This is a genomic window from Achromobacter sp. T5-5 (genome assembly GCF_055397965.1).
The window spans coordinates 5,849,788-5,861,887 of the sequence record NZ_AP027919.1; the positions used below are offsets into that span (position 1 = coordinate 5,849,788).

The following is a 12,100-nucleotide window of genomic DNA, read 5'->3' on the forward strand; positions in this document are numbered from 1 at the left end:
GACGCTTGCGCTCAAGCCGCCATTGAAGCGCCCGGCATGTCCTCGTTCACGTCGCAGGATGCACCCTGGTCCACCACGCAGCAGCGTCCGCCCTGCGCCTTGGCGCGATACAGCGCCGCGTCGGCGGAGTCCAGCGCCCCCTGCGGCGTGCGGTTGGCGCCCGTCATGATGGAGATGCCGATGGACAGGCCCACGCAGACCCGCGTGCCATCGGCCAGGGTGATGGGCTGGGAGGCGTCGCGCAGCAGGTGGTCGCCCAGCCGCAGGGCGGCGGTGGCGTCGATGCCCGTGACCAGGACGATGAATTCGTCGCCCCCGATGCGGGCGGCCACGTCGTCCACCCGGAGCATCGCCCGCATGCGGTCCGCGATGGTCCGCAGCACCAGATCGCCCGCGGCGTGGCCGTAGCTGTCGTTGATGCGCTTGAAATCGTCCATGTCCATGTAGAGCAGCGCCGCCGCGCTGTCGTGGCCGCGCGCGCTGGAGCACACCCGCTCCAGCGCCGCCTGCAGGCCGGCGCGGTTGGCCAGGCCGGTGAGCGCGTCTTCGCTGGCGCGCCGGTCGCTGTCCCGTTCGGCCTGCATGGTGGACACCAGGATGCGGTTCAGCCGGTGCGAGGCGATGCTCATGCTGATCAGGTAGAACGGAATCTGGATGAAGACGATGACCATCACCCATTCGCCCGTGAAGAGCGCGCCCAGGCACATGGGCCCCAGGCTCAGGAAGATCATGACGCCCACCAGCCGCGGCGCGCCGTAATTGCGAAAGCAGATGCCCCCGGCCATGGCGCCGCAGGACACGCCGGCCAGCGTCGCGGCGAGCCAGTCGCCGTTCAGAAAGGTGACGAAGACGCCATAGCCCACGCTGAACGCCCACACCAGGGCCAGAAGAATATAGATGTCGGTGTGGGTGTTGCCGCCCTTGGGCGCCGCGCGCAGGGCGGCACGCAGGATGGTGACGCGCACGAGCGCGAGCACGACTTCCAGGATCAGCCAGGAGACATACAGCGGTTCCGGGCGGCGCCACGCGACGACGCCCGAGATCATCAGCGTGTTGATGACCCCGCCGGCAAAAATGGGAAGCGTGCCGAAGAGACTGGCGATGAGGGCCGCGCGGATGTCCGCCGGCGTGTCGTGCCCGGTATGTGTCAGCCAACGCGTGAGCCGCCACTTGGGCAGGCTGAACTTCAGTCCTGTATCCACGCCGTCATGTCCATGGCCATCTACCCGATTTCAGTAGGCTGGCTGGCGTTATAGCAGGTATCTCAGGCCTTTAGTATTGTCCCCAAGTGCAATACGGCCGCGTTTCAGGCCTGTCCGCGATGGCCGCAAACGGCGCATTCCGGGTCCCGCTGCACGTTGACGCTGCGCCATTGCATGGTGCGCACGTCCAGCCACAACAGGCGGCCGGACAGGCTTTCGCCCACCCCGGACAGCAGCTTGAGCGCCTCGGCGGCCTGCATGCTGCCGATGATGCCGACCACCGGGGCGAACACGCCCATCGTGGCGCAGTTGGCTTCCTCGACCTCGTCGGCCTCGGGAAACAGGCAGTGATAGCACGGCGCGTTGTCGTCGCGCAGGTCGTAGACGCTGACCTGGCCGTCAAAGCGGATGGCGGCGCCGGAAACCAGCGGCTTGCGGTGTTGCACGCACGCGCGGTTGATCGCGTGGCGGGTGGTGAAGTTGTCGGTGCAGTCGAGCACCAGGTCCGCCTGCGCGACCGCATCGGACAGGGCCTGGTCCTTCAGGCGCTCGACCCGGGCATGGACCCGGGTCTGCGGGTTGAAGGCGTGCAGCATGTCGCGGCCGGACTCGGCCTTGGGGCGGCCGACGCTGGCGGTGGTGTGCAGGATCTGGCGTTGCAGGTTGCTCAGTTCGACGACGTCGTCGTCGGCCAGCGTGATGTCGCCCACGCCAGCGGTGGCCAGGTAGAGCGCGGCGGGCGAACCCAGGCCGCCCGCCCCCACGATGAGCACACGCGCCGCCAGGAGTTTTTCCTGCCCTTCGATCCCGAGTTCGTCCAGCAGGATGTGGCGGGCATAGCGCAGCAGTTGCTCGTCGTTCATTTGTTCTTGCTGGGCTCGACTCCGGTCGGCGTGATCGTCATGCGCTGGGGCGCTCCGCCGCCGGCCTTGGCGTCAGCCTTGGCCTGGGCGCGGGCCGAGCCCTTCTGCACCGGCTTGCCGGCCAGCAGGTTCAGGGCCTGCTGCAGCTGGAAGTCGTCCTTGCCGCCGAATTCGAAGACCTTGGCCGGCAGTTCGACGTTGTCCTGGTCGGCGCTGGATTTGACTTCGTTGGTGGTCTGCTGGTTGGACAGGTGGCGCTGCAGGTCGGCTTCGCGCGGCAGGCGGAACAGGTCGCCATCGGCCGTGTCGGCCACGACGTAGTCCGGTTCGATGCCGGTTGCCTGGATGGAACGGCCGCTGGGCGTGAAGTAGCGCGAGGTCGTGAGCTTGACCGCGGTGGTTTCAGACAGCGGCAGGATCACCTGCACGGAGCCCTTGCCGAACGTGCGGTTGCCCAGCACCTTGGCGCGCTTGTGGTCTTGCAGCGCGCCGGCCACGATCTCGGACGCCGAGGCCGAACCCACGTTGACCAGCACCACCATGGGCACGGTCTTGGTCCAGGCCGGCAGGCCGGACAGGTAGTTGCTTTCGCCGCGGGCGTATTCCGAAGGCGTCGCCAGGTATTTGTGACGGGCGTCCGGCGTGCGGCCGTCGGTGGACACCACGAGCGTATCGGGCGGCAGGAATGCGCCGGACACGCCGATGGCGCTGGTCAGGAGGCCGCCCGGGTCGTTGCGCAGGTCCAGCACCAGGCCCTTGGGCGGTTCCTTCGCGCCCAGCTCCTTGAGCTGCTTGGCGAGGTCCGCGCCGGTCTTTTCCTGGAACTGGGCCACGCGCACGTAGCCGATGCCGTTGTCCAGCATCTTGCTGCGCACGCTGCGCACCTTGATGATGTCGCGCACGATCTTGACCACGATGGGCTGCGGGCGGTCGGCGCGCATGATCGTCAGGGTGATCGGCGACTTGGGCGCGCCGCGCATGAGCTTGACCGCGTCGTTCAGCGTCATGCCCTTGGTGGGCGTGTCGTCGATCTTGATGATGAGGTCGCCGGCCATGACGCCTGCGCGGGCGGCGGGCGTGTCCTCGATGGGCGAGATCACCTTGACGAAACCGTCTTCGGCGCCGACCTCGATGCCCAGGCCGCCGAACTCGCCCTGGGTGGCGGTCTGCATTTCGCGGAACGCATCGGCATCCAGGTAGGCGGAGTGCGGGTCCAGGTTCGACACCATGCCGGAGATGGCATTGTCGATCAGGGTCTTGTCGTCGACGGCTTCGACGTAGTTGTTCTTGATGGCGGCAAAGACATTGCTCAGTTGCCTGAGCTCGTCCAGCGGCAGGGGACTGCCGCGCTGGGCGACCGCAGTCACGCCCACACTCAGCAACACACCCGCCACCGCACCGATGGCAATCAGACCGAAACCGCGAAACTTACGAGTGCCCATGCACACTTCCCGAATTGTGTTTTCGCCGATGGGTTTGGCAATGTGCCAACGGTTTTTACCAACGGTTTTTACCAACGACATATCATTTGCCGGCCGCGTCGAGACAGACGGCGTGAATCTACTGCGCCAGCCACTGGGCCGGGTCCACAGGAGCGCCACGATGGCGAATTTCAAAGTATAGGCCGGATTCCACTTGGCCGCCGGTTGCCCCTACCGTAGCAATAGTATCGCCGCCCGCCACCGCATCGCCCACCCGTTTGAGCAGGCTTTGGTTGTAAGCATAGACGGTCAGGTACTGCTGCCCATGATCCACGATGATCAGATTTCCAAAGCCGCGCAGCCAATCGGCGTAGACCACCGTGCCCGGGGCCACCACCTTGACGGGCGTGCCCTCGGCCGCGCGCAGCACCACGCCCCGCCACACGCCGCCATCCGGACGGTCCACCCCGAACCTGCCCTGGATCTGCCCGCGGACGGGCATGGCCAGGCCGTGGCGCAGCCCGTTGCCCGCGCCCACGGGGGCCGCCTTGGCTGACTGCTGCGACGAAGCACTGCGCGTTGGAGTGGCGCCGCCCTCGATCGGTTCCACCTTTTTGGGGGGATCAGCGGGTTTTGCCTGAGTCGGCGTATCGGCCGGACCGCCGATGCGGGTCTGCCGCTGCTCGGCCGGACGCAGTCCGGCGGCGTCGGGGTCGGCCACGGCCACCGGGCCGCGATTCTGGCGGGCCGCCGCCTCGACCTGCTCGCGCGCCTGGGCGGCCTCGCGGGCTTCGCTGTCGCGGCGCACGCCGTCTTCGGCGGCCTTGCGGTCCGCCTCGGCCTTGCGGCGGGCGTCCTGCGCACGGCGTTCGGCCTCGGCGCGCTTCTTGGCCTCTTCGGCGGCGCGGCGGGCTTCTTCGGCCGCGCGCCGCGCTTCCTCGGCCCGTCGGACCTCCTCGGCTCGCTTGCGCGCTTCTTCGGCCTTGCGGGCTTCCTCGATCTGCTTGGCGATGGCCGCGTCCAGATCGGTGATGAGGCGAGACAGGCGCTGGTCGTCGCGCCCCAGCTTGTTGGCTTCGGCGCGCTGGGCGGCGATCTGTCCCTCGAGCTGGGCCAGCAGGGTCGCGCGCTCTTTCTGCTGCGCGACCAGGGCGGTTTTCTGTTCGGAGGTCTCGGCGACCACTTTTTCGATCTCGGCGCGGCGGTCGTCCGCGCGCGCCTGCAGCGCGGCCAGCCGGTCGATGTCGGCCCGCAGCGCCTTCACGGCGTCCGCCCGGGCGCGGGACACGTAGTCCAGATAGCCGAGGTTGCGGCCCAGCACCTGGGGATCGTCGCCCGAGAGCAGCGCCGTCCAGGGCGACAGGCCGCTGGTGTATTGGGTGCGTAGCTGGTCGGCCAGTTCGATGCGGCGCTTGGCCAGCACGGCCTCTTGCACGGTGATCTGCTTTTCCAGCGACGCGAGGTCCGCCGTGGCCTGGCGGTTGGCGTCGGCCAGTTCCTTCAGGCGCAGGTTGATCCGGGAAATGGACGATTCCGACTGCTTGAGCGCGTCGGCAGCCTCTTTGCGGGCGGCCTCGCGCTGGTCGATGTCTTTTTGCAGGTTCTCGATGCGGTCGCGCAAGGCGGCCTGCTGCTTTTCGGCGTCGGACTGGCGCCCGGCGAGGTCGCTGGGCGCGGCGCGCGCAGGCAGCGCCGCTCCGGCCAGCATGACCGCCAACAACAACCCCGCCGTGCGACGCATAGAGATATCAGTCCTTCTTGGCCTTGCCCTGGGCCGCCACCGCGGCCATGGCCGCCTCGATCTCGGCGGCATCGCCGAGATAATAGTGGCGGATGGGACGCAGGTCATCATCCAATTCATAAACCAGCGGCTGGCCGGTGGGGATGTTCAGGTTGACGATGTCGTCGTCCGAGACGTTGTCCAGGTGCTTGATCAGGGCGCGCAGGCTGTTGCCATGGGCGGCGATCAGCACCTTGCGGCCCGAGCGGATGGCCGGGGCGATGGAATCGTTCCAGAACGGCAGCACGCGGGCCACGGTGTCCTTCAGGCACTCGGTGGCGGGAAGCTGATCCGCCGGGATCTTGGCGTAGCGGCTGTCGAAACGCGGGTGGCGTTCATCGTCCAGCGACAGCGGCTCCGGGGCGATGGCATAGGCGCGGCGCCAGATCAGCACCTGCTCGTCGCCATACTTGGCGGCCGTCTCGGACTTGTTCAGGCCCTGCAGGGCGCCGTAATGGCGCTCGTTCAGGCGCCAGTTCACGCCGACCGGGGTGTACATGGCGTCCATGGCATCCAGCGCGATCCAGAGCGTGCGGATGGCGCGCTTGAGGACGGAGGTGTAGGCCAGGTCGAAGGTGTAGCCTTCCTTCTTGAGCAGTTCGCCGGCCTTGCGGGCCTGTTCGCGGCCCGTGTCGGTGAGATCGACGTCGGTCCAGCCGGTGAATCGGTTGTCCAGGTTCCACTGGCTTTCGCCATGGCGCATCAGTACGAGTTTATGCATGGTTTGGGGCGCCCGCCGCGCGGGTTAAAGTTGGAGGATGGTTAAGGAATGCGCTCATTTTATAATTGAGTGATTTTGCCCGTGATTTTGCCCCGGCGCACCGCGTCCACTTCCCGGACGCGGCGCATCAGGGTTCGCCCCTACCAGGCTGGCCGACGTACGCTGGCCGACGTACTACAGGAAACCCCGTGGATCTTTTGCAATTCTTGCTCGATAAAAACAACATTTTCATTGTCGCCGTCGCCGTGGTCTCCGGCGTGATGCTGATCATTCCCGCCCTGCGCAAGGGCCGGACGGGGTCCGCCATCAGCACGAATGAAGCCATCCAGATGGTCAACCAGCGCAATGCCGTGTGGGTCGACGTGCGTCCCGCCGAACAATTCCAGGCCGGCCACATCGCGCAGGCACGAAACGTGCCGGCGGCCGACATCGAGCAGAAGGCCAGCTCGCTGCCCAAGAACAAGCCGCTCGTGGTGGTCTGCGACAACGGCCGCGACTCGGCCCGCGCCGTCGCCAAGCTGCGCGCCCAGGGCTTTACCGACGTGGTGCCGCTCGAAGGCGGCATGCGCGCCTGGTCGGCGGCCAGCCTGCCGGTCACCCAGAAGGGTTGAATCGGGGCGACTCGCCCCCATCTTCCTCTTCTTGTAACCCCCAGGAGCGCCCTATGAACAAAGTTGTCATGTACAGCAAGGACTATTGCCCGTATTGCGCCCGCGCCAAGGCGCTGCTGGAGCAGCGCGGCGTGGACGATCTGGAAATCATCCAGATCGACCGCGAGCCGTCCCAACGCGACATCATGATCGAACGAACCGGCCGGCGCACCGTCCCCCAGATCTTCATCGGCGAAACCCATGTCGGCGGATGCGACGACCTGATGGCCCTGGACCGCTCGGGTGGACTGACGCCCCTGCTGAACGGCTAATCGCCCCTTTTTGCCCTCCCACCAACGGAAACACTCATGGCTGATCAAGACCAAAACACCCAGCAAGAAGGCGGCAACGACGCGCCCTCGTTCAATCTGCAGCGCGTCTACCTGAAAGACCTTTCGCTGGAAATGCCCAACGCGCCCCACGTGTTCCTGGAGCAGGAAGCGCCCCAGGTCGAGGTGAGCATCACCGTGGGCGGGCAGCGCCTGGCCGAAACCGTGTTCGAAACCACGGTCACCGTCACCGTCACCACGCGCATCAACGACAAGGTCGTGTACCTGGTCGAAGGCACGCAAGCCGGCATCTTCGAAGCGGCCAACATTCCGGAAGAGCAGCTCGATCCGCTGCTGGGCATTGTCTGCCCCACGATGCTGTATCCGTACCTGCGCGCCAACATCGCCGATGCGATCACCCGCACCTCGATGCCCCCGCTGCACCTGACCGAGGTGAACTTCCAGGCCCTGTACGAGCAGCGCATCGCCGAACTGCAACAGCAGCAGGCTGGCGCCGCCAACGGCAGCGCAGGCGACTCGGGCATCATCCTGCCCCCCGGCGCCACCCGCCAGTAAGCACGCCGCGGCGCCCCATGAACCAACCCGCCGAGCCGCGCCTGCGCGTCGCCGTCCTGGGTGCGGGCAGTTGGGGCACCGCGCTGGCGGCGGCCGCAAGCCGCCGCCACCCCACCCAGCTCTGGGCGCGTGAAGCCGCGCAAGCGGCCGCCATGGCCGCCACCCACGAGAATGCCCGCTACCTGCCGGGCATCACCCTGCCCAAGACGCTGCAGTTTTCCTCCGACCTGGACGCCACCCTGCGCACCCTGCAGGACGACGCCGCGCGCCGCCTGATCGTGCTGGGCGTGCCGGTCGCGGGCCTCACGTCTCTCTGCGAGGCGCTGTCGCAACGGCTGCCCGCGCTGGGACTCCAGGACACCCCCATCGTCTGGACGTGCAAGGGCTTTGAAGCCGACACGGCCAGACTGCCCCATGAAATCATGCGCGAGGCGCTGCCCGGCGCGACCGGCGGCGCCTTGTCGGGCCCGTCGTTCGCGCGCGAAGTCGCGCAGGGCCTGCCCGTCGCCCTGACCGTCGCCAGCAGCAGCCCCGCCCTGCGCGACGCCACCACCGCCGCCTTCCACGGCGCGGCGCTGCGCGTCTACGCCAGCACGGACCTCATCGGCGTGGAGGTTGGCGGCGCGCTGAAGAATGTCATCGCCGTCGCCTGCGGCATCTGCGACGGCCTCGCGCTGGGCACCAATGCCCGCGCCGCGCTGATCACCCGCGGCCTGGCCGAAATGACCCGCTTTGGCGTGGCGCTGGGCGCGCAGGCCGAGACCTTCGCCGGCCTGACCGGCCTGGGCGACCTGGTGCTGACCGCCACCGGCGACCTTTCGCGCAACCGGCGCGTGGGCCTGGAGATCGGCGCGGGCCGCAAGCTGGCCGACATCCTGGCCAGCGGCGTCACGGCGGAAGGCGTGCGCTGCGCGCGCGCCGCGCTGGACCGCGCCCGCGCCATCAACGTCGAATTGCCCATCACCGAAGCCGTGTGCGCCGTGCTGTTCGAGGGCGTGGCGCCCATGACGGCGGTCTCGGCCCTGCTGGCGCGGGATGCCCGCTACGAAGGGTCCGGCTCGGACCAGGCGTCCGGCGCCGCCTGACGGGCGCGCCTCTCATCCATTACCGACAACAAGACACGACACCCACCCCGAGGAGACATCCTTCATGACGCAAACCCGCAAGTTCCGGGTCGGCCCGCTGCTGCGTGGCCTGTGCCTGAGCCTGGCCGCCATCCTGCCCGCGGCCGCCCATGCCGACTGGCCCGAGCGGCCGATCCACATGGTCGTGCCCTTCCCGCCGGGTTCGTCCCCCGACATCCTGGCGCGCACGATCTCCGAGCCGCTGTCGCAGGCGCTGGGCCAGCCCATCGTCATCGACAACAAGCCGGGCGCGGGCGGCAACATCGGCACGCGCCTCGTGGCGCAGGCCAAGCCCGACGGCTATACGCTGCTCTACACGATCAACGGCCCGCTGGTCACCGCGCCCACGCTCTACAAGAAGACGCTGGGCTACGATCCGCTCAACGACCTGGAGCCGGTCTCGCTGGTGGGCACCAGCCCCAACGTGCTGGTGGTGCCGGGCAGCCTGAAGGTCGACAACGTCCAGGACTTCGTCAAGCTGGTCAAAGGCCGCGGCAACTCGCTGAACTATGGATCGGTCGGCCCCGGCAGCTCGGCCCACCTGGCGATGGAGATGTTCAAGGAGAGCGCGGGCGTCGACCTGGCCCACATCCCCTACTCCGGCTTTCCGCAGGTCATCACCGCCATCATCGGCGGGGACGTGCAGGCCGGTTTCATGGTGCCCGCCATCGCCGTGCCCCAGGCGCGCGACGGCAAGGTGAAGCTCCTGGCCGTGACCAGCCTGAAGCCCAGCGACGCCCTGCCCGGCGTGCCGACCATGGCCTCGCAAGGCTACCCGGACTTCGAAGCCATCTCGTGGAACGCCGTGCTGGCGCCGGCCGGCACGCCGACGCCCATCGTCGAAAGGCTCAACAGCGAAATGGCGCGCATCATCAACAGCGACGCCGTCCGCAAGCAGTTCGCGCTGCAGTACTTCACGCCCGCGGCGTCCACGCCGGAAGCCCTGACCGCCCGCATCAAGAATGAAAAGGCGCGCTGGGACCAGGTGATCGACAAGCTGCAGCTGTCGCTGGACTGAGCCCGGGCCCGCGCCTGACCGGAGGCGGCGTCTACGCGCCGCCTTCGTAGCCCTGCTGGCGCCAGGCTTCGAATACCGTGACCGCCACGGCGTTGGACAGGTTCAGGCTGCGCTGGCCGGCGCGCATCGGCAGCCGCAGCCGCTGCTGGGGCGGGAACATCGCCTGATGCTCCTCCGACAGGCCGGCGCTTTCGCGGCCAAACACGAACACATCACCCGGCTTGAAACTGACGTCGGCCACGCTGCGCTGGGCATGGGTGGTCAACGCGTAGATGCTGGACGGGGCCGCCCCCGTATCGTCCAGCGCCTCCTGCAGCGTGTCGTGCACGCGCACCGGCTGCCACTCGTGATAATCCAGCCCGGCCCGCCGCATGCGGGCATCATCCAGTTCAAATCCCAAGGGACGCACCAGGTGCAACTGCGCCCCGGTATTGGCGCACAGGCGGATGGCATTGCCGGTGTTGGGAGGAATCTCCGGGCAGACGAGAATGACGTGGAACATGGCGGATGCAGACGTGAAATGGCCCGCGGCCAGGGAACGGCCGCAGGTGCGTGATTGTCGCCGATTTGCCGGCGGCGGCCAGTGGGGCGGCCGGTGCGGCGGCCAGTGCGGATGCCTGTGCAGCGGCCGGGGTGGCAGCGGAAGCGGCGGGCGCCGCGGCCGGTGCGCCCACCCCGCCCGCCCCGCCCGGACGCCTCACGGCGTGCGCGCCGCCACCAGCACCGTCACGCTGGCAGCACCCGCGGCCCGAAGGGCGGCCGCCGCCGCGTCGGCCGTGCTGCCGGTGGTCATGACGTCGTCCACCACCGCCACATGGCGCCCGGGCAGCGGATGCGGACAAACGAACAAGCCCGCCGTGCCTTGCTGCCGCGCCCGTCGATCGAGCGTGGCCTGGCGAGGCGTGTCACGCCGCCGCGTCAGCAGGTGGCGCGGCGGGGGCAGCGCAAGCTCGACCGCCAGGCTGCGGGCGATCTCGGCGGCCGGATTCATGCCGCGCTGGCGCAGCGACGCGCGGCTGGCGGGAACGGGCACGAGCAGCAGGCCGGGCGGCGACAGGGCGTGCGCGCCTTCGGCCCGCAACACATCGGCCCGCAACACATCGGCCATCAACACTTCGGCCATCAACCGCGCCAGCACGGGCGCCATGCTGAGCCGCATTTGCGTCTTGAGCATCAGGATCAGCGTGTCGGCCGGCGGCGCGTAGTCGAACGCGGCCACCGTGCGGCAAAAGGCTCGCGGCCGCGCCAGGCACGCCGCACAAGCCGAGCCGCCCGCCTGGAGACGCAGCGCGCACCTCGGACACCGCGCGCCGGCGCCCGACGGGGCGGCCAGGATGTCGGCCTGGCACCCCGGGCACAGCCGCGCCCCCGCCACGCGGGCGCCGCACAGGGGACAGTCGCCGCCCGCGCGCGACAGCAGCCGTCGCCCCATGTCCAGTAGGGGCAATCGGAACCTGCCGCCGGGATGCGCAATAATGTGTGCCATCCCTCATCACACCATGCTCCGCCCCCGGGCGATCCCGCGGGCGCGACCGAAATGTCCCTGCCAGAAACCGCAACGCCCCCCTCCCTGCCCCTCGTCAGCGCCGACGTGCCGCGCCAGTTCGCGCGCCGCGGCGACCTGGCCGACGCCCAGTTCCTCTATGGCGAAGTGGCGCGCCGCATGCTCGGCCGCCTGCAGTACATCCGCGTCCAGCCCCAGGCCCTGCTGGACGCCGGCTGCGGCGCCGGCGACAACCTGCCGCTGCTGCGCGAACGCTATCCCGAAGCGGCCTACACCGGCCTGGACAACTGCGAGCCCCTGCTCGACCACGCGCGCAAGCGCCATGCGCCCGGCGGGCTCTCGGCCTGGATCGGCAAGCTGGCGCGCCGCGGCCCGCCCGCGCCCACCTTCGTCAATGCAGACCTGGCGCGCACGGGCCTCGCGCCCGAATCGCTGGAACTGGTGTGGTCGAACATGGCCATGCACTGGCATCGCGAACCGCACGCCGTGCTGGCCGAATGGCGCCGCATCCTGAAGGTGGGCGGCCTGGCGATGTTTTCCTGTCTGGGGCCCGCCACGCTGCGCGAATTGCGCCAGGCGCTGGCCGACGCCGGCCTGCGCACCGCCACGCCCTCGTTCGTGGATATGCACGACTTCGGCGACCTGCTGGTGGAAAACGGGTTTGCGGACCCGGTCATGGACCAGGAGATCCTCACGCTGACCTACCGCAGCCCGGAAAAGCTGCTGCAGGACGTGCGCGCGCTGGGCGGCAACCCCGCCGAAGGACGCCGCGGCGCACTGGTGGGCCGGGACTGGCGCGACCGCCTGTGCGCGGCGCTGGAAGCGCAACGCAACGCGGACGGCCTCATCCCCTTGAGCATCGAAGTGGCCTACGGCCATGCCTGGAGGGCGGCGGCCCACCGGACCGTGGCAGGCGAAACCCGCCTGTCCATCAGCGCGATCGGGGGCCGCCAGCGCGGAACCCCCTGAACA

The 12,100-nt window shown here is 68.8% G+C and carries 13 protein-coding genes; 6 read left to right on the forward strand and 7 right to left on the reverse strand.

Annotated features, from left to right (window positions below; all coding sequences use genetic code 11):
- Window positions 1-11: 11 nt before the first annotated feature.
- From ACZ50Q_RS26420 to gpmA, 5 genes are all read right to left on the reverse strand, one after another.
- Window positions 12-1,202, reverse strand: coding sequence for a diguanylate cyclase domain-containing protein (locus ACZ50Q_RS26420; RefSeq protein ID WP_464079993.1), 1,191 nt, complete (start codon window positions 1,200-1,202; stop codon window positions 12-14).
- A gap of 104 nt (window positions 1,203-1,306) precedes the next feature.
- The gene (locus ACZ50Q_RS26425) at window positions 1,307-2,065 is read right to left on the reverse strand and encodes a HesA/MoeB/ThiF family protein (RefSeq protein WP_076518578.1); all 759 of its coding nucleotides are present in this window, start codon (window positions 2,063-2,065) and stop codon (window positions 1,307-1,309) included.
- On the reverse strand, window positions 2,062-3,507 hold the full coding sequence (locus tag ACZ50Q_RS26430) for a S41 family peptidase (RefSeq protein WP_464079994.1): 1,446 nt from the start codon (window positions 3,505-3,507) through the stop codon (window positions 2,062-2,064). The genes ACZ50Q_RS26425 and ACZ50Q_RS26430 overlap by 4 nt, the downstream gene beginning before the upstream one ends.
- A 118-nt stretch (window positions 3,508-3,625) precedes the next feature.
- Window positions 3,626-5,227, reverse strand: a complete 1,602-nt coding sequence (locus tag ACZ50Q_RS26435; RefSeq protein ID WP_464079995.1) for a murein hydrolase activator EnvC family protein — start codon at window positions 5,225-5,227, stop codon at window positions 3,626-3,628.
- Between the two features lie 7 nt (window positions 5,228-5,234).
- A complete protein-coding gene (gene gpmA / locus ACZ50Q_RS26440; RefSeq protein WP_464079996.1) occupies window positions 5,235-5,987 on the reverse strand; it encodes a 2,3-diphosphoglycerate-dependent phosphoglycerate mutase in 753 nt (250 codons plus the stop codon).
- A gap of 188 nt (window positions 5,988-6,175) precedes the next feature.
- On the opposite strand from gpmA, the gene ACZ50Q_RS26445 reads away from it, so the two are divergent.
- From ACZ50Q_RS26445 to ACZ50Q_RS26465, 5 genes are all read left to right on the forward strand, one after another.
- Window positions 6,176-6,598, forward strand: coding sequence for a rhodanese-like domain-containing protein (locus ACZ50Q_RS26445; protein WP_076518574.1), 423 nt, complete (start codon window positions 6,176-6,178; stop codon window positions 6,596-6,598).
- Between the two features lie 53 nt (window positions 6,599-6,651).
- Complete coding sequence (gene grxC, locus ACZ50Q_RS26450) at window positions 6,652-6,909, forward strand: glutaredoxin 3 (protein WP_092579180.1); 258 nt, start codon at window positions 6,652-6,654, stop codon at window positions 6,907-6,909.
- A 36-nt stretch (window positions 6,910-6,945) separates the two neighbouring features.
- Window positions 6,946-7,482 (forward strand): protein-export chaperone SecB, encoded by a 537-nt coding sequence (gene secB / locus ACZ50Q_RS26455; RefSeq protein WP_076518572.1) that lies wholly within the window; start codon window positions 6,946-6,948, stop codon window positions 7,480-7,482.
- Window positions 7,483-7,499: 17 nt separating this feature from the next.
- Complete coding sequence (locus tag ACZ50Q_RS26460) at window positions 7,500-8,567, forward strand: NAD(P)H-dependent glycerol-3-phosphate dehydrogenase (protein WP_464079997.1); 1,068 nt, start codon at window positions 7,500-7,502, stop codon at window positions 8,565-8,567.
- Window positions 8,568-8,631: 64 nt separating this feature from the next.
- Complete coding sequence (locus ACZ50Q_RS26465) at window positions 8,632-9,624, forward strand: Bug family tripartite tricarboxylate transporter substrate binding protein (protein WP_464079998.1); 993 nt, start codon at window positions 8,632-8,634, stop codon at window positions 9,622-9,624.
- Between the two features lie 31 nt (window positions 9,625-9,655).
- Here ACZ50Q_RS26465 and ACZ50Q_RS26470 read toward each other — a convergent pair whose 3' ends face one another.
- Window positions 9,656-10,126: a tRNA (cytidine(34)-2'-O)-methyltransferase gene (locus ACZ50Q_RS26470; protein WP_464079999.1), complete on the reverse strand. Its 471-nt coding sequence runs from the start codon at window positions 10,124-10,126 to the stop codon at window positions 9,656-9,658.
- A 195-nt stretch (window positions 10,127-10,321) separates the two neighbouring features.
- On the reverse strand, window positions 10,322-11,071 hold the full coding sequence (locus tag ACZ50Q_RS26475) for a ComF family protein (RefSeq protein ID WP_464080000.1): 750 nt from the start codon (window positions 11,069-11,071) through the stop codon (window positions 10,322-10,324).
- A 90-nt stretch (window positions 11,072-11,161) separates the two neighbouring features.
- On the opposite strand from ACZ50Q_RS26475, the gene ACZ50Q_RS26480 reads away from it, so the two are divergent.
- Window positions 11,162-12,097 (forward strand): methyltransferase domain-containing protein, encoded by a 936-nt coding sequence (locus tag ACZ50Q_RS26480; protein WP_464080001.1) that lies wholly within the window; start codon window positions 11,162-11,164, stop codon window positions 12,095-12,097.
- The last annotated feature ends 3 nt before the right edge of the window (window positions 12,098-12,100 follow it).

What these genes read in the sequence shown, in the direction of transcription:
- ACZ50Q_RS26425 (WP_076518578.1), bottom strand. Translation starts at nt 2,065, where the DNA reads ATGAACGACGAGCAACTGCTGCGCTATGCCCGCCACATCCTGCTGGAC.
- ACZ50Q_RS26430 (WP_464079994.1), bottom strand. Translation starts at nt 3,507, where the DNA reads ATGGGCACTCGTAAGTTTCGCGGTTTCGGTCTGATTGCCATCGGTGCG.
- ACZ50Q_RS26435 (WP_464079995.1), bottom strand. Translation starts at nt 5,227, where the DNA reads ATGCGTCGCACGGCGGGGTTGTTGTTGGCGGTCATGCTGGCCGGAGCG.
- gpmA (WP_464079996.1), bottom strand. Translation starts at nt 5,987, where the DNA reads ATGCATAAACTCGTACTGATGCGCCATGGCGAAAGCCAGTGGAACCTG.
- grxC (WP_092579180.1), top strand. Translation starts at nt 6,652, where the DNA reads ATGAACAAAGTTGTCATGTACAGCAAGGACTATTGCCCGTATTGCGCC.
- secB (WP_076518572.1), top strand. Translation starts at nt 6,946, where the DNA reads ATGGCTGATCAAGACCAAAACACCCAGCAAGAAGGCGGCAACGACGCG.
- ACZ50Q_RS26460 (WP_464079997.1), top strand. Translation starts at nt 7,500, where the DNA reads ATGAACCAACCCGCCGAGCCGCGCCTGCGCGTCGCCGTCCTGGGTGCG.
- ACZ50Q_RS26465 (WP_464079998.1), top strand. Translation starts at nt 8,632, where the DNA reads ATGACGCAAACCCGCAAGTTCCGGGTCGGCCCGCTGCTGCGTGGCCTG.
- ACZ50Q_RS26470 (WP_464079999.1), bottom strand. Translation starts at nt 10,126, where the DNA reads ATGTTCCACGTCATTCTCGTCTGCCCGGAGATTCCTCCCAACACCGGC.
- ACZ50Q_RS26480 (WP_464080001.1), top strand. Translation starts at nt 11,162, where the DNA reads ATGTCCCTGCCAGAAACCGCAACGCCCCCCTCCCTGCCCCTCGTCAGC.